This window comes from Streptomyces sp. NBC_01013 (assembly GCF_045162765.1).
Classification (GTDB): Bacteria; Actinomycetota; Actinomycetes; order Streptomycetales; family Streptomycetaceae; genus Streptomyces.
Window position 1 is genome coordinate 6715230 of sequence record NZ_CP108687.1, and the last position, 16542, is coordinate 6731771.

Below are 16542 nucleotides of genomic sequence, written 5' to 3' on the forward strand. Positions count from 1 at the left end.
CGGACCTTAACCGCCGCTTTGGCGCGTATCTCAGCCCGGTTCAGGATGCTGCCCGGTACGCCCGGAGCCGCCGGTAGCTTTCCAGACCGTCCGGCACCCACTGCCAGTCGCCGAGCCGCTGCTCCAGCTCCGCGTCCGTGAGGAACGTGTGCCAGGCGACCTCCTCCACCTGCGGCTTCACCGGCAGCTCGCACCGCACCCGGTAGACGTACGACCACCAACTGTGGCCGCCGCCCTCGTAGAGGAACCTGAACAGCGGTTCCGGACGGGGCAGGCCCGTGACGCCCAGCTCCTCCTCGGCCTCCCGCAGAGCCGCCTCGTCATAGGACTCACCGGCACCGACCACCCCGCCGACGAACATGTCGTAGTGGGACGGGAAGACCAGCTTGGTGGCGGTCCTGCGGTGCACGAAGATCCTGCCGTCGGCGTCCCGCGCCTCGATGAAGACGCAGCGGTGACGCAGGCCCCGCGCGGTGGCCTCACCGCGCGGCGCCTGCCCCACGACGACATCGTTCTCGTCGACGATGTCCAGGATCTCGTCAGAAGGTGTCATACCCCTCATCCAACAGCAGCCCGCGGACACCGAGGTGACGGACTGCCCTCAGTGAGGCTGGAGGCTCTGCGTTCGCCGTCCCCCCACCGGCCCCTCCGGCATCGCGGGGTGCAGGCCCAGCAGTACGATGCCGGCCACGATGGCCGCGAGTCCGGCCGCCTGCCAGGCCAGGGCGCCCGTATCGGTACGCACCTGGTCGCCCAGGAAACCGATCCCGCAGGCGATCCCGGCCAGCGGCTGGGCCGCCGTCAGGGCCGGCAGGGACATCCGCAGCGGGCCCGTCTCGAACGCGCTCTGTACGAGGATCAGCCCCGTCACCCCCAGCGCCAGCACCGCGTACGGCTGCCAGCTGGTGACGAGCGCCGCCCAGCCCCCGTCCGAGAGCCGCTCCCCGCTGACCCGGGTGAGGGCGTCCTGCAGCCCGTACAACAGACCCGCCGCCACCGCCAGCAGCGCGGGGGAGACCCCCGACCGCGACCGTTTGGCGAATGCCGTCAGCAGCAGGGCCAGGCCCACCACCACGCCGATCACCAGCCAGTGCCGCAGCGGACTGGACACCGCCTGACCGCCCTTCGGCTCGCCCGCCACCAGGAATGCGGCGACCCCGCCGGCCAGCAGCCAGAGTCCGGCCCAGCCCTGCCGGCCCAGCCGCTGTCCGGTGCGGTGACGGGACAGGGCCATCGCGAAGAGCAGATTGGTGGCCAGCAGCGGTTCGACGACGGAGACCTCGCCCTTGCCCAGGGCCAGGGCGCCCAGCACCATGCCGCAGACCATCAGTCCGATCCCGGCCAGCCAGCTGCGCACCCGCATCAGGTCCAGCAGCAGCCGGGGCGAGAGGTAGTCGCTCCTCGGGGCGTGGCTGGCGGCGGCCTGCTGCAGCACGAAGCCGAACCCCAGGCAGCAGGCGGCGCTCACGGCGAGCACGAGGACCAGCACCGACACGCTTCTCCACCCCAAGTCAGGCCGGAAGAGGGTGATTTGTTTCGACGATAGCGCCTGGGGGCCGCCGGTGCGGCCGCAGCGCGGCCGACCGGGCGGTTGACGCGGGGACGGCCGGTGCCGAAGATCTGACGCACGAGTAACTTCGCGAGCGGCCGCCCGGGTGACGTGCGGTCTCTCCGCCGGACCGCGGCCCGGTCGCCCCGACAAGGATGGAACCCATGGCGTACGACGCTGATGTGATCGTGATCGGGGCGGGACTCGCGGGGCTGGTCGCCACCGCGGAGCTCGTCGACGCGGGCCGGTCGGTCATCCTGCTCGACCAGGAACCCGACCAGTCGCTCGGGGGCCAGGCGCACTGGTCCTTCGGCGGCCTCTTCCTCGTCGACTCGCCCGAACAGCGGCGCATGCGGATCAAGGACAGCCATGAGCTGGCCCTCCAGGACTGGCTCGGCACGGCGGGCTTCGACCGCAAGGAGGACCACTGGCCACGGAAGTGGGCCGAGGCGTACGTCGACTTCGCCGCCGGTGAGAAGCGCTCCTGGCTGCACGCCCAGGGGATGCGGTTCTTCCCCGTGGTCGGCTGGGCCGAGCGCGGCGGCTACGACGCCAACGGCCACGGCAACTCCGTACCCCGCTTCCACATCACCTGGGGAACCGGCCCCGGCGTCGTCGCCCCCTTCGAGCGCCGGGTGCGCGAGGGCGTCGCCAAGGGGCTCGTCAGCTTCCGCTTCCGTCACCGCGTCACCGGCCTCGGCCGTACCGGGGGCGCCGTCGACACGGTGAGCGGCGAGATCCTGGCACCCAGCGACGCGGCCCGCGGCACCGCGAGCAGCCGGGACGCGGACGGCACCTTCGAGCTCAGGGCCCAGGCGGTGATCGTCACCTCCGGCGGCATCGGAGGCAACCACGACCTGGTACGCAAGCAGTGGCCCGAGCGGCTCGGCACCCCGCCCGCGAAGATGCTCTCCGGCGTTCCCGCCCACGTCGACGGGCTGATGCTCGGCATCACCGAGGAGGCGGGCGCCCACCACATCAACCGCGACCGGATGTGGCACTACACCGAAGGCATCGAGAACTGGAACCCGATCTGGGCCAAGCACGGCATCCGGATCCTGCCCGGCCCGTCCTCCCTGTGGCTGGACGCCCGCGGCAAGCGGCTGCCCGTCCCGCTCTTCCCCGGCTTCGACACGCTCGGCACCCTCGAACACATCATGCGCAGTGGCCACGACTACACCTGGTTCGTCCTGGACCAGAAGATCATCGGCAAGGAGTTCGCCCTCTCCGGCTCCGAGCAGAATCCCGATCTGACCGGTAAGTCCGTCCGGGGCGTGATCGGGCGGGCCCGGGCGGACGTGCCGGGACCGGTGAAGGCGTTCATGGACCAGGGCGCGGACTTCGTCGTCGAGAAGGACCTCGGCGCCCTGGTCCGCGGCATGAACGCCCTCACCGGCGAATCCCTCATCGACGAGGACGACCTGCGCCGGGAGATCACGGCCCGTGACCGGGAGATCGCCAACCCGTTCACCAAGGACCTCCAGATCACCGCGATCAGGGGCGCCCGCACCTACCTCGGCGACAAGCTCATCCGTACGGCCACGCCGCACCGCATCCTCGACCCCAAGGCCGGTCCGCTGATCGCCGTCCGGCTGAACATCCTCACCCGCAAGTCGCTCGGAGGGCTGGAGACGGACCTGTCCTCCCGGGTCCTCACCGCCGACGGCAGCCCACTGGCCGGGGTGTACGCGGCCGGCGAGGCGGCCGGGTTCGGCGGCGGCGGGGTGCACGGCTACCGCTCCCTGGAGGGCACCTTCCTCGGCGGCTGCATCTTCTCCGGCCGGTCGGCGGGCCGGGCCGCCGCCGAGGCGGTCGGCTGAGGCTGTCCCCTCCCCGGTCCGCAGGACGGGGACGGGGGCGGCCCCCGTTCGGATCAGGCGGGGCGGTCGGCCGGGCGTCGTCATTCGGTGCCTGAGCGCGTCCGTCCGGTGGGGTTCGGGGCGAGGAACCGTGCAGGGGCGTCGAATGCGGGCATGGGAAGGAGATGCCAGGAGTAGCCGAGCCCGTGATCAAACTCGTCCGGCGCACCACCGAACCCGTGGGGGCCCAGACCCTGCGTTCCACGGGGGCGGCGGTGATCGCCTATGCCGTGGCGACGGCGACGCTGTCCCAGCCCGCGCCGCTGACGGCCCCGCTCACCGCACTGCTCGTCGTCCAGGTCACCCTCTACGCCACCCTCACCACGGGGATCCGGCGCGTGAACTCCGTGATCGTCGGCGTGCTCATCGCGAGTGGGTTCAGTTCCCTGGTGGGACTGTCCTGGTGGAGCCTCGGGCTGACGATCTTCACCTCGCTGATCATCGGCCGGCTGGTCCGGGTGAACGAGTTCGTCCCCGAGGTGGCGATCAGCGCCATGCTGGTGCTCGGCGTCGCGCAGGTCGCCGACACCGCGTGGGAACGCGTCTTCGAGACGTTGATCGGGGCGGGCGTCGGGCTGCTGTTCAACCTGCTGTTCGCCCCGCCCGTGTGGGTGCAGTCGGCGGGGACGTCGATCGACGGTCTGGCCCGGGAGATGGGGGAACTCTTCCGCGACCTGGGAGATGACCTGAGCGGCCGGGTCACCGTCGAACGGGCGGCCGAACGGCTGCACCGGGCCCGCCGCGTCGACCACGACATCGTGGCGGTCGACGCCTCGCTGCGGCAGGCCGAGGAGAGCCTGATGCTCAACCCGCGTGTGCGGCAGGGGCTGCTCTACCGAGTCGTCCTGCGGACCGGCCTCGACACCCTGGAGATCTGCGCCGTGGTCCTGCGGGTGCTGGCCAGGACGCTGACCGACCTGGCCAAGGAGCGGGTCGACGAAGCGCTCTTTCCCGCAGAGGTGGCCTCCGGGCTCACCGAACTGTTCGGGCAGATGGCCGGTGCCATCGAGAGCTTCTCGCTGCTGATCACCACCCCGGTCGCCGCCAGTGCGGAGGACGCCGAGACGCGGCTGGCCGAGGCGCTGGCGACGAGCCGTGCGACCCGCGACCGGGTGGCGGACATGCTGCTGGCGGCGGTCCAGGAACACCCCAGGAAATGGCAGCTGCACGGGGCCCTGCTCGCGGAGGTCGACCGCATCCTGGACGAGCTCGACATCGAGAAACGCACGGAGCGCCTCGGCAAGGAGCTGGACCGCCGCTCGGGCGAGATGCACGAACGCCACCCCCGCCTGCTCGCGGTCAGGCGTCGCCTGGGCCTCACGGGAGAAGAGGGCCGGGGCCGGGCCGCGGCCGACGACGGCGGGATCTGAGGGCGGGGACCGTCACGCGGGTTCGATGAGTTCCACCACCCGGAACCGTTCCGCCACGACCAGTGTGTCGTCGTCGACCGTGAACTCGGGGTCGCCGAGCGCCTCCCGCATCTCGTCGCTGTGCCAGAAGCGCTCGTGGCCCGCCCGCCACCCGGCCACCGAGGTGTCGCCCTCTCCCTCGTCGAGCACATGCTGGATGTCGACGTCACCGAGCCGCAGGATCCGCACCTCGGTGATCTCCAGCACCGCGACCTCCCGCCCGTCCGAGTCGATCAGGGCGGACCGCTCACCCACGGGCGGCGGCTCCTCCTTCTCCACCTGGTACTCCACGAGCAGTCCGGTGGTGGACACCTTCCGGCCGTCGAGCACCGCGCGCACGAGCCGATCGCGCAGCGGACCGGGGAAGACGAGGATGAAGGGCTTGAGGGCTTCACGGTTCGGCATGGCGCAAGTCTGGCATCCGCGGTCCGCGGGCGGGCAGAATCTGACGGGACGGTGACGGAAGGCCGTCGCCCCTGGCGTCCGGCGCCCCGGAGTGCTCGAATCGCTGCGTGAACAGTTCCCCTTCCGACGCGGAGCCGGACAAGGAGCCGCCGGGCCCCGATCCGGACGGCACCGGCACCCCCGTGGGCCGCCGGCTGGTGCTGACGATGCTGGGCCTCGGCGCCGCCGGGCTCGTCGCCGCCCCCGTACTGCAACGGACCCTGGAGACCGGCCTGGGCGCGCTCTCCGACAAGGACCCCACCGGACTCACCGGTCTGCTGCCCAACGGCGGTGGCTTCCGCTACTACTCCGTCGCCTCGTCCGTACCGAAGAAGAGCTCTGCCGACTACCGGCTGACCGTCGACGGTCTGGTCGACCGCCCGGCCGCCTACACCCTGGACGCCCTGAAGCGGATGGAGCAGACCCGCATGGTGCGGGACGTCCAGTGCGTCACCGGCTGGCGGGTGCCCGAGACCCCCTTCGAGGGTGTACGGCTCTCCGCGCTGCTGGACGCGGCGGGCGTCCGGGCCGGGGCGAAGGCCGTCCGTTTCACCTGCTTCGACGGCACCTACAGCGAGAGCCTCACCCTCGACCAGGCCCGCCGGGCCGATGTGCTGGTCGCCCTGCGGATGCAGGACCGGCCGGTTTCCCACTCCCACGGCGGCCCGGTCCGGCTCTACGTGGCCCCCATGTACTTCTACAAGTCGGCGAAATGGCTCTCCGGGATCACCGTCACGGACTCCGTACGCCCCGGTTACTGGGAGAAGCTCGGATATGACGTCGACGCCTGGGTCGGCCGGTCCAACGGCCGCGACGATGCCCCCACCACCTGAAGCGGCCGGCCGGGTACGGCGTTTCAGCGGTCCGGTGCGCTGGGTGCACCGCACCACGGCCGGGCTGATGCTCACGTGCGTGGTGTCGGCGGCCTGTCTGTACGTGCCGCAGCTCGCCGAACTCGTCGGGCGCCGCCATCTCGTGGTCACCGTGCACGAGTGGTCCGGGCTGCTCGTTCCCGTACCGCTGCTGGCCGGGCTCGCCTCGCGGTCCCTGCGGGCCGACCTGGGCCGGCTCAACCGCTTCGGGCCGCACGACCGGCAGTGGCTGCGGGCGGTACGCCGCCGTGACCACCGCCCCGCGTCCCGCCCGGCCGGGAAGTTCAACGCCGGACAGAAGCTGTATGCGGCGTGGATCGCGGGAGCGGTGCTCGTCATGACGGGCACCGGCCTGCTGATGTGGTTCACCGGTCTTGCCCCGCTGATGTGGCGGAGCGGTGCGACGTTCGTCCACGACTGGCTGGCGCTCGCCATCGGCATCGTGCTGGGCGGACACATCGCGAGGGCGCTCGCCGACCCGGAGGCACGCCGTGGCATGCGCACCGGGTCGGTCGAGCGCCGGTGGGCGCTTCGCGAGCACCCGCTGTGGCGGGAGCCGGGGGACGGCTAGGGCGTGTTTCGAAAGTCCCGCCTGCCCGGCGACGCCTGGCACGCTCGCCGCGTTGTCGGGATCACCCCGATACACCCGGTATCGGGGCGACCCTCCGCCTTGCGATCGCACGCACCAGACGTCGCCGGGCCCGCCCTCCGGGCGGACGGCGCTACTTTCGAAACAGGCCCTAGAGGATCAGGGACAGCAGCATGATGAAGGCCAGCGAGACCACGGAGATGATGGTCTCCATCACCGACCACGTCTTCACCGTCTGCCCGACGTCCATCCCGAAGTACTCCTTCACCAGCCAGAACCCCGCGTCGTTGACGTGGCTGAAGAAGAGCGAGCCCGCACCGACGGCGAGGACCAGCAGGGCGGCGTGCGAGGTCGACATGTCGGCCGCCAGCGGGGCGACCAGACCGGCCGCCGAGATGGTGGCCACGGTTGCCGAACCTGTCGCGAGGCGGATGCCCACGGCGATCAGCCAGCCGAGAAGCAGCGCCGGGATCGACCAGTTCTCGGAGAACTCCAGGATCATCTGACCCACACCGGCGTCGATCAGCGTCTGCTTGAAGCCGCCGCCCGCGCCCACGATGAGCAGCACACCGGCGATCGGCGCGAGGGACTTCTCCACGGTGGAGGAGAGCCGGCTCTTGGTGAAACCGGCCGCCCGGCCCAGCGTGAACATGCCCACGATGACAGCCGCGAGCAGGGCGATGAGAGGCGAGCCGATCACGTCGGTGACCCGCTGGAGACCCTGCTCCGGGTCGTCCACCACGATGTCGACGAGTGCCTTGACCAGCATCAGGACGACGGGCAGCAGAATCGTCGCCAGGGTGGCGCCGAAGCTCGGACGGCGGTCCAGGTCCTCGGACGGGCGCTGCGGGATCATCTTCTCCGGCGCCTTGATGTCCACCCAGCGGGCGGCGTAGCGGGAGAAGACGGGACCGGCGATGATCACTGTCGGGATCGCGATCAGGACACCGAGGGCCAGTGTGACGCCCAGGTTGGCGCCGAGAGCGTCGATCGCGACCAGCGGGCCGGGGTGCGGCGGGATGAGCCCGTGCATCACCGAGAGCCCGGCCAGGGCCGGAATGCCGATCCGCATAAGGGAGTAGTTGCCGCGCTTGGCGACGAGCAGCACGACCGGGATCATCAGCACGATCCCGACCTCGAAGAACAGCGGCAGCCCGATGATCGAGGCGATCAGGACCATCGCCCACGGCATGGCCCGGTTGCTCGTCCGCGCGAGGATCGTGTCGACGATCTGGTCCGCGCCGCCGGAGTCGGCGAGCAGCTTCCCGAGGATCGCGCCGAGCGCGATGAGGACGCCGACACCCGCGACGGTCGAGCCGAGGCCCGTGGTGAAGCTCGCTATCGTCTTCGCCGGTGCGGCGCCGGCGAACGAACCGAGCGCCAGCGAGCCGATGGTCAGCGCGAGGAACGCGTGCATCTTGAACTTGGTGATGAGCAGAACGATGACGGCGATGCCCGCCAGAACGGCGATGCCCAACTGCGCGTTGCCGGCCGAAGTGATCGGTTCGACGGCGTCCGCTGCCAGCGTCTCGACGCTGAGACTGGTCACGGTGATGATCCTTAGGTATCGAGCCGGCGCAACGCGGCGACGGCTCGCTGGGTGATTTCCTCGGGGGTGCCGGACACGTCCACGGCGACGCCCGCCTCGTCGTCCTCCAGGGGCTGGAGGGTGGCGAACTGCGAGTCGAGGAGCGCGGTCGGCATGAAGTGGCCCTTGCGGGCCGCCATCCGTTCCTCGATGAGCGAGCGGTCGCCGCTCAGGTGAAGGAAGACGACACCGGGGGCCTCGCTGCGCAGCCGGTCGCGGTAGGCGCGCTTCAGCGCCGAGCTGCTGACCACGCCGCCGAGCCCCGCCCGGCCGTGTGCCCACTGCCCGATCGCGTCGAGCCAGGGCCACCGGTCCGCATCGTCCAGCGGGACGCCGGCCGACATCTTGGCGATGTTCGCCGGGGGATGGAAGTCGTCGCCCTCGGCGTACGGAACGCCCAGTTCGGCGGCGAGCAGGGGACCGATCGTGGTCTTGCCGGTCCCTGCGACGCCCATCACCACGACGACGTGGGGGGTGCTCATTACGGTGCCTCGCTGTCTTCTTCGATGTCGCCCTCGACATCGGTCCGTCGCGCTACTGAAACCCATACGTACGACTTATTCAAGATGGTGTGACATAAACGTCGTACTTTTTGTTCCGGCGAGACACCGCAGGGGCTTCCCGCAGCGGTCGCCTCCGGGTGCCCCCGTACTCTTGGCCCATGACCACACAGGGCCAGGGGCTGCATACACATGTGCTGGACGCCCTGGGTCTGGAGATCGCCGCGGGTGAGCACCGGCCCGGCCAGATCCTGCGTACCGATGAACTGGCCCAGCGCTTCGACGTCTCCCGCACCGTGGTGCGCGAAGTGATCCGGGTCCTCGAGTCCATGCACCTGGTCGAGTCCCGGCGCCGTGTCGGCGTGACCGTACGTCCGACCGAGACGTGGAACGTCTACGACCCACAGGTCATCCGGTGGCGGCTGGCCGGCGCCGACCGCCCGCGGCAACTGCGTTCGCTGACCGTCCTGCGCTCGGCGATCGAACCCGTCGCCGCCTCGCTCGCCGCCCGCAACGCCACTGCCGAACAGTGCGCCGAGCTCACCGAACAGGCCCTCGGCATGGTCGCCACCTCGCGCGGCCAGCAGCTTGAGGGGTACCTGGAACACGACATCGCGTTCCACCGGATCGTCCTCAACGCCTCCGGCAACGAGATGTTCGCGCGCCTGGGTGACGTGGTCGCCGAGGTCCTCGCGGGACGCACCCATCACCAGGTGATGTTCGAGGACCCCGACCCGGCGGCCGTCACCCTCCACGTCCGGCTCGCCGAAGCGGTGCGCGAGGGCGACGCGGCGGCGGCGGAGCGGCTGACGAAGGAGATCGCGGTCGGCGCCCTGCACGAACTGGACGTGCTGGCGCCCTGATCCGGCTCGTCTATGACCTGACGTGCTGCAGTCGCGCGGCAGCCGCGGCGAGCACCATCTCCAGCGCCGCCGGATAGCCGCTACGGCTCATCTCCGCGACGAGTACCGCCGCGGTCGCCGCGATGTTGGGGTGCGTGTCGGCGGGCTGCCGGGCGTAGACATCGGGCCAGGCCTGCACCTCCATGGCCCTGGCCTGCTCCGGGAGCGCCAGCGTGGAGGCGTCCAGCGCCGCGAACGACAGGGTCTGGTCGACGAAGACGTGGTAGACCCGAACCGCCTCGGCGTCCGGGAACCCCGCCCCCCGCAGCACCCCGAGGATCGCCTCCACCGACCGGATCTCGTGAGTACGGCCGGTCACCCGCGCGCAGGTCAGCAGTGCCGCTTGGGGGTGGGCCAGATAGTCCGCGTGCATCCGCAGCCCCAGCGACCGCAGGTCGGCCCGCCAGTCACCCGTCGGCCGCCAGCTGCGCAGCGTCCGCCCGATCAACTCGTCGGCCACCGCCAGCAACAGCTCGTCCGTGTCGCGGAAGTACCGGTAGAGCGCGCTCGGATCGCACCCCAGGGCGGCGCCCAGCCGGCGCACGGTGAGCGCCGCCGCCCCGTGCTCCGCGATCAGCCGGAGCGCCGTCTCCACGATCAACTGCTCCGAGAGGACCGTGCCCTGCTTGGTGGGGCGTCGGCGGCGCCGCTCGCCCTCCGCCACCACCCGCTCGCTCGCGTTCATGCCGGGCACCTTATGACAACGGCGTTGACGCAGGGAACCCCCAGGGAGTTCGATGTGCCGCCATCGGGGCCGAAAAGTGCCCCTCGGTGAAGGAGCGACCGTGACGTCCTCTCGTACTCCCAACGGCGACGAACCACCCGGACCGGCCCAGGCACCCGACGCCCTGCGCAGAAGCCTCGGCGTCGTGGACGGGTTCGCCATCGCGGCCTCGTCGACCGCGGCGACCACCAGCATCGGCATCGGGCTCGGCGTCACCGCGGGCGCGGTCGGCCTGCACCTGCCGATCATCATGCTGCTGGCCTTCCTGCCGATCCTGGGCATCGCCGGCGCGTACTCCCGGCTCAACCGGGTCGAGCCGAACATGGGCAGCGGCTACGTCTGGGTCGGCCGCTCGCTGAGCCCCTGGCTCGGCTTCCTCGTCGGCTGGATCGGCATCGTCTCCACGATCGTCTTCCTCGCCTACACCACCACCGTCACAGGCTCCGCCCTGCTCCAACTCGCGGGTGAGAGCGGACTGCATGAGCTCTCCGGGATCAGGCTCGACCCCGATTCCACCGCCCAGTCGACCGCGCTCGGCATCGTCGTACTCGTCGCCGTCACCTTCACCGCGGTCACCGGCCTGCGGTCGGCCGCCAACCTCCAGAAGTACCTTCTCGTCTTCGAGTACGTCGTCCTGCTCGGCTTCTGCGGATACGGACTGTTCGCCGGCACACACCCCTTCAGCCTCGACTGGATCAACCCCTTCACGATCCCCTCAGTGGAGCAGCTCGCGCAGGGGCTCCTGCTCTCCGTCTTCTGCTTCTGGGGATTCGAGTCCACCTTCAGCGTCACCGAGGAGATCCGGGACCCCCAGGACGCCTCCAAAGCCGGGCTCATCACGCTGTTCACGATGCTGGGCCTGTTCCTGCTCGGCTCCTTCGCGTTCCAGCGCGTCCTGTCGCTCGACGAGCTGACCGGCCACGGCGCCCAGGGGCTCACCTACTTCGGTGACCGGCTGGCCGACCAGCCGCTCGCCGCGCTTCCGTTGATCGCCCTCACCCTCTCTGCGGTCGCCTCCCTGCAGTCCGGGGTGATCCCGACAGTGCGCGGCATGTTCGCGATGGGCCGCGACCGCACGCTCGGACCCCTCTGGACGAAGGTCAGCCCGCGGTACGGAACGCCCGCGGCGGGCACCGTGGTCGTCGGCTGCGTGGCCGCCGCCATCGCCGTGCTCTCGCTCGTCCTGCCGAAGGTCGGCGACCTGATCCTGGCGTCCGTGAACGCGATCGGCGTCGTCGTCGCGCTCTACTACGCCCTCACCGCGCTGGCCGCGGCGGCGCGCTTTCGCGGCGCGTTCCGGGAGAGCCGATCCCTGGCCGTGCGGGCGGTCGTGCTCCCCGTCGCCAGCGCCGGCGTCCTGCTCGCGCTCGGCGGCTACCTCTGCTGGACCTTCGCCACCTCGGCCGACCACTTCGAGGTCAGTCCCGACAACGGCTGGTTCATGCTCCTCTGCCCGGCGGTCATGCTGCTGACCGGTGTCGTCGCGGCGGGCTGGGCCAAATGGGCCAGGAAGTCCCCCTACTTCGTCACCGGCCTCTCCGTGGCGCCGGACGCGCTCGCGGAGCCCGTCCCCGGCCCGGCCTGACACCCACCCACATCCAGCCCCACCCCCGCCCGACGGAACGGAACCACCATGCCCCGCACCCCCGCCGATCTCGTCTTCACCGGCGGCCCCGTCCACACGATGGACGCCGCCCGCACCCGCGCGACCACGGTCGCCGTCACCGGCGACCGGATCACCGCCGCCGGCCACGACGAGGTACGCGAACTCATAGGCCCCCGGACCGAGGTCGTGGACCTCGCCGGACGCCTCCTGCTTCCCGGCTTCCAGGACGCCCACATCCACCCGGTCACCGCCGGGCAGGAACTCGCGCAGTGCAACCTGACGGACGCGCAGGACGCCACCGCCACCATCGCCGCCGTACGGGCCTACGCCGACGCGAACCCGGACCGCGAGTGGATCACCGGCGGCGGCTGGTCCATGGACGCCTTCGAGGGCGGCGTCCCCACCCGGCAACAGCTCGACACCGCCGTACCGGACCGCCCCGCCTACCTGGTCAACCGCGACCACCACGGCGCCTGGGTCAACAGCCGGGCCCTCGCCCTCGCCGGGATCACCGCGCAGACCCCCGATCCGGGCGACGGCCGCATCGAACGCGACAGCCGTGGCGAACCCATCGGCCTCCTCCAGGAGGGCGCCATGGACCTGGTGGCCCGCCACGCCCCGCGCTCCACCGCCGCCGACCGGCTCGCCGGCCTGCTCCGTGCCCAGCGCCTGCTCCACGCGCACGGCATCACCGCCTGGCAGGACGCCATCGTCGGGGTCTACGGCTCGATGGACGACGTGTCCGACGCCTACCTGACGGCGGATCGCGACGGTTCACTCACCGCCCGCGTCACGGGAGCCCTGTGGTGGGACCGCGAACGCGGTACCGAGCAGATCCCCGGACTCGTCGCCCGCCGCGAGGCGCTGACCGGCAGGAACTTCCGCGCCGGATCGGTGAAGATCATGCAGGACGGGGTCGCCGAGACCGGCACCGCCGCCCTCCTCGCCCCGTATCTCGACGTCTGCGGCTGCGCCACCGCCAACAGCGGCACCAGCTTCGTCGACCCCGCCGAACTGAGCCGGTACGTCACCGAACTGGACGCCCTCGGCTTCCAGACCCACTTCCACGCCCTGGGCGACCGCGCGGTGCGCGAGGCCCTGGACGCCGTCGAGGCCGCCCGCGCCGCCAACGGGCGCACCGACACCCGGCCCCACCTCGCCCACCTCCAGATCGTCCACCCCGACGACATCCCCCGCTTCCGTTCCCTCGGAGCCACCGCCAACATCCAGCCGCTCTGGGCCGCCCACGAACCTCAGATGGACGAGCTGACCATCCCCTTCCTCGGCGACGAACGGGCCGCGCTCCAGTACCCGTTCGCCGCACTGCTGCGCTCGGGCGCGACCGTGGCCGCGGGCTCGGACTGGCCCGTCAGCAGCGCCGATCCGCTGCACGGCATCCACACCGCGGTCAACCGTGTCGCGCCCGGTGGCGACGGTCCGGTCTTCCTCCCCGCGCAGCGCATCTCCCTGACCGAGGCGCTGACCGCGTACACGGCGGGTTCGGCGTACGTGAACCACCTGGACGACACGGGCAGCATCCGGGCCGGAGCCCTGGCCGACCTGGTGGTCCTGGACCGTGATCCCTACGCCGCGCCGCCGGAGGGGATCGCCGACGCACGGGTCCTGGCGACGTACGTGGGCGGCCGCCGGGTGTACGGGGACTGACCCGGCAACGTGCCGCGGCCGCACGGTGGTGCGCCCGCGGCGCGCTCCCGCGGCTCCCTCGCACCGCGTACGGTTGTTCGTGATCGATCTCAGGAAAAGTCGCAAAAGGGAGACCACGGGAATGGCGCAGCACGTACAAGGGGTCATCGCACCGGGGAAGAACGAGCCGGTACGGGTCGAGACGATCGTGATTCCGGACCCCGGCCCCGGTGAGGCCGTGGTGAAGATCCAGGCGTGCGGCGTCTGCCACACCGACCTGCACTACAAGCAGGGCGGCATCAACGACGAGTTCCCGTTCCTCCTCGGCCACGAGGCCGCGGGCGTCGTGGAGTCCGTGGGCGACGGCGTCACCGACGTCGAGCCGGGGGACTTCGTCGTCCTCAACTGGCGTGCCGTGTGCGGACAGTGCCGGGCCTGTCTGCGCGGCCGCCCGTGGTACTGCTTCGACACGCACAACGCCAAGCAGAAGATGACCCTCCTGGACGGCACCGAGCTCTCCCCGGCCCTCGGCATCGGCGCCTTCGCCGAGAAGACCCTCGTCGCCGCCGGCCAGTGCACCAAGGTCGACCCCGAGGTCTCCCCGGCCGTCGCCGGACTCCTCGGGTGCGGCGTGATGGCCGGCATCGGCGCCGCCATCAACACCGGCCAGGTCGGCCGAGGCGACTCGGTCGCGGTCATCGGCTGCGGCGGTGTCGGTGACGCGGCGATCGCGGGCGCACGACTGGCCGGCGCGGCGAAGATCATCGCCGTGGACATCGACGACCGCAAGCTGGAGACGGCGAAGGAGATGGGTGCCACGCACACCGTCAACTCCCGCTCCAACGACCCGGTCGAGGCCATCCGCTCGCTCACCGGTGGCAACGGCGCCGACGTCGTCATCGAGGCGGTCGGCCGCCCGGAGACGTACAAGCAGGCCTTCTACGCCCGCGATCTCGCCGGAACCGTCGTCCTGGTGGGCGTCCCCACCCCGGAGATGCAGCTCGAACTGCCGCTCCTGGACGTATTCGGCCGCGGCGGCTCGCTCAAGTCGTCCTGGTACGGCGACTGCCTGCCCTCACGCGACTTCCCGATGCTCATCGACCTGCACCAGCAGGGCCGGATCGATCTCGGCGCGTTCGTCACCGAGACCATCGGCCTCGGCGACATCGAGCAGGCCTTCGCCCGGATGCACGACGGTGACGTCCTGCGCTCGGTGGTGGTCTTCTGATGACCGCCCGCATCGACCACCTCGTCACCTCCGGCACGTTCGCCCTCGACGGGGGTGAGTGGGACGTCGACAACAACGTCTGGATCGTCGGCGACGACACCGAGGCCGTCGTCATCGACGCCGCCCACGACGCCGCCGCCATCGAGGCCGCACTCGGCGGGCGTACGCTGCGCGCCATCATCTGCACCCACGCGCACAACGACCACATCGACGCGGCCCCCGCACTCGCCGACGCCACCGGCGCACCGGTTCTGCTCCACCCCGACGACCTGCCGCTGTGGAGGCAGACCCACCCCGACCGCGCCCCGGACGGCGAACTGGCCGACGGCCAGGAGCTGCGGATCGCCGGGACGACCCTGAAGGTCCTGCACACCCCGGGCCACGCCCCGGGAGCCGTCTGCCTGTATGCCCCCGAGCTGTCCACCGTCTTCACCGGTGACACGCTCTTCCAGGGCGGCCCCGGCGCCACCGGGCGGTCCTTCTCGCACTTCCCGACGATCGTCGCCTCGATCAGGGACCGGCTGCTTGCCCTGGAACCGGACACCGCCGTCCGCACCGGGCACGGTGACTCCACCACCATCGGCGCGGAGGCCCCGCACCTGGACGAGTGGATCACCCGCGGCCACTGAAGCCCCGTTGCGTCACTCCGGCCACGCGGAGAGCCGCAGCCCGCTCTCGAAGCGGTGCGGCTCTCCCGTGACCGGATCGGTGAACTCCAGAACCCTGGCCACCAGTTGCAGCGGGTGCGCGAAGTCGTCCGGCGCGCCTTCCGCCTCGACGACGGGATAGACGGGGTCGTGGACGAGCGGCAGCCCGAGGCTGTTCATATGGACCCGCAGCTGATGCGTGCGTCCGGTGGCGGGCAGCAGCCGGTACCGGCCGAGCCCGCCCCGGTGTTCCAACAGCTCGATCCGGCTCTCGCTGTTCGGCTCGCCGGGCTCCTCGCGGGCCGCGATCACCCCGCGCTCCTTCACGATGCGGCTGCGCACGGTGCGAGGGAGGACCAGCGCGGGGTCGTACGGTGCCACCGCCTCGTACTCCTTGCGCACCAGGCGGTCGCGGAACAGCGTCTGATAGGAGCCGCGTTCCTCCGGCCGTACGACGAGGAGGACGAGCCCCGCGGTCAGCCGGTCCAGCCGGTGGGCGGGCTGCAGCAGCGGCAGCCCCAGCTCGCGGCGGAGGCGGGCGACCGCCGTTTCGGTGATGTGCCGGCCGCGCGGCGTCGTCGCCAGGAAGTGCGGCTTGTCCGCGATGACCAGATGTTCGTCCCGGTGCACCACCCCGACCGGGAAGGGCACGGGCTCCTCCGGCGCGAAGTCCCGGTGGAACCAGAGGTACCGGCCCGCCGCGTACGGCTCGTCGCCCGTCACGGGACCCTGGACGGAGACGAACCGGCCCCCGGCGAGCATCGCGTCGACCCGCTCCGCGCCGATCGCGTCGGCGAACCGTGCCAGCAGATGATCACGGACCGTCGGCCACCGGCCGTCCGGATCCTCCGGGAGCCGCACCCGCACCGGATCGACCCCCTCGCGCTGGGGCAACGGCGACTGCGGAGGCTTCGCGCGGCCCCTCATCGGGGGCCGCCGGACGCCCTGGTGCTGGTTCTCATGGTGCCGGGCATTTTTCCA

At 71.2% G+C, this 16542-nt stretch carries 16 protein-coding genes; 9 read left to right on the forward strand and 7 right to left on the reverse strand.

What is annotated here, in order from left to right:
• Positions 1–40 precede the first annotated feature (40 nt).
• Positions 41–553 (reverse strand): NUDIX hydrolase, encoded by a 513-nt coding sequence (locus OG538_RS29260; protein WP_406098445.1) that lies wholly within the window; start codon positions 551–553, stop codon positions 41–43.
• A gap of 48 nt (positions 554–601) precedes the next feature.
• On the reverse strand, positions 602–1495 hold the full coding sequence (locus OG538_RS29265) for a DMT family transporter (protein WP_406098446.1): 894 nt from the start codon (positions 1493–1495) through the stop codon (positions 602–604).
• 218 nt (positions 1496–1713) lie between these two features.
• Here OG538_RS29265 and OG538_RS29270 point away from each other — a divergent pair, with 218 nt between their 5' ends.
• A complete protein-coding gene (locus OG538_RS29270) occupies positions 1714–3369 on the forward strand; it encodes an FAD-binding dehydrogenase (RefSeq protein ID WP_406098447.1) in 1656 nt (551 codons plus the stop codon).
• Positions 3370–3533: 164 nt separating this feature from the next.
• A complete protein-coding gene (locus OG538_RS29275) occupies positions 3534–4778 on the forward strand; it encodes an FUSC family protein (RefSeq protein ID WP_406098448.1) in 1245 nt (414 codons plus the stop codon).
• Between the two features lie 12 nt (positions 4779–4790).
• Here OG538_RS29275 and OG538_RS29280 read toward each other — a convergent pair whose 3' ends face one another.
• Positions 4791–5222, reverse strand: coding sequence for an ASCH domain-containing protein (locus OG538_RS29280; protein ID WP_406098449.1), 432 nt, complete (start codon positions 5220–5222; stop codon positions 4791–4793).
• A gap of 107 nt (positions 5223–5329) precedes the next feature.
• Between OG538_RS29280 and OG538_RS29285 the strand changes: the two genes are divergently transcribed.
• Positions 5330–6094: a molybdopterin-dependent oxidoreductase gene (locus OG538_RS29285; protein WP_406098450.1), complete on the forward strand. Its 765-nt coding sequence runs from the start codon at positions 5330–5332 to the stop codon at positions 6092–6094.
• On the forward strand, positions 6078–6704 hold the full coding sequence (locus OG538_RS29290) for a cytochrome b/b6 domain-containing protein (RefSeq protein WP_406098451.1): 627 nt from the start codon (positions 6078–6080) through the stop codon (positions 6702–6704). The genes OG538_RS29285 and OG538_RS29290 overlap by 17 nt, the downstream gene beginning before the upstream one ends.
• A gap of 169 nt (positions 6705–6873) precedes the next feature.
• Here OG538_RS29290 and OG538_RS29295 read toward each other — a convergent pair whose 3' ends face one another.
• Entirely contained in the window at positions 6874–8271 is a 1398-nt protein-coding gene (locus OG538_RS29295) for a GntP family permease (RefSeq protein ID WP_406098452.1), read from the reverse strand.
• An 11-nt stretch (positions 8272–8282) separates the two neighbouring features.
• A complete protein-coding gene (locus OG538_RS29300) occupies positions 8283–8792 on the reverse strand; it encodes a gluconokinase (protein ID WP_406098453.1) in 510 nt (169 codons plus the stop codon).
• A 179-nt stretch (positions 8793–8971) separates the two neighbouring features.
• Between OG538_RS29300 and OG538_RS29305 the strand changes: the two genes are divergently transcribed.
• Positions 8972–9673 carry a FadR/GntR family transcriptional regulator gene (locus OG538_RS29305; protein ID WP_406098454.1) on the forward strand — a complete coding sequence of 234 codons (702 nt, stop codon included), beginning with the start codon at positions 8972–8974 and terminating at the stop codon, positions 9671–9673.
• 10 nt (positions 9674–9683) lie between these two features.
• On the opposite strand, the gene OG538_RS29310 is transcribed toward OG538_RS29305, so the two are convergent.
• Positions 9684–10397 carry a TetR/AcrR family transcriptional regulator gene (locus OG538_RS29310; protein WP_406098455.1) on the reverse strand — a complete coding sequence of 238 codons (714 nt, stop codon included), beginning with the start codon at positions 10395–10397 and terminating at the stop codon, positions 9684–9686.
• Between the two features lie 52 nt (positions 10398–10449).
• Between OG538_RS29310 and OG538_RS29315 the strand changes: the two genes are divergently transcribed.
• The 4 genes from OG538_RS29315 to OG538_RS29330 all read left to right on the forward strand — a co-directional run bounded on the left by OG538_RS29315 (position 10450) and on the right by OG538_RS29330 (position 15543).
• Entirely contained in the window at positions 10450–12021 is a 1572-nt protein-coding gene (locus OG538_RS29315) for an APC family permease (protein WP_406098456.1), read from the forward strand.
• A gap of 48 nt (positions 12022–12069) precedes the next feature.
• On the forward strand, positions 12070–13707 hold the full coding sequence (locus OG538_RS29320) for an amidohydrolase (RefSeq protein ID WP_406098457.1): 1638 nt from the start codon (positions 12070–12072) through the stop codon (positions 13705–13707).
• 121 nt (positions 13708–13828) lie between these two features.
• On the forward strand, positions 13829–14914 hold the full coding sequence (locus OG538_RS29325) for an S-(hydroxymethyl)mycothiol dehydrogenase (protein ID WP_406098458.1): 1086 nt from the start codon (positions 13829–13831) through the stop codon (positions 14912–14914).
• Complete coding sequence (locus OG538_RS29330) at positions 14914–15543, forward strand: MBL fold metallo-hydrolase (RefSeq protein ID WP_406098459.1); 630 nt, start codon at positions 14914–14916, stop codon at positions 15541–15543. Before OG538_RS29325 ends, OG538_RS29330 begins: the two co-directional genes overlap by 1 nt.
• 12 nt (positions 15544–15555) lie before the next feature.
• Here the strand turns inward: OG538_RS29330 and OG538_RS29335 are convergent, their stop codons facing one another.
• The gene (locus OG538_RS29335; protein WP_406098460.1) at positions 15556–16488 is read right to left on the reverse strand and encodes a pseudouridine synthase; all 933 of its coding nucleotides are present in this window, start codon (positions 16486–16488) and stop codon (positions 15556–15558) included.
• Positions 16489–16542: the final 54 nt, after the last annotated feature.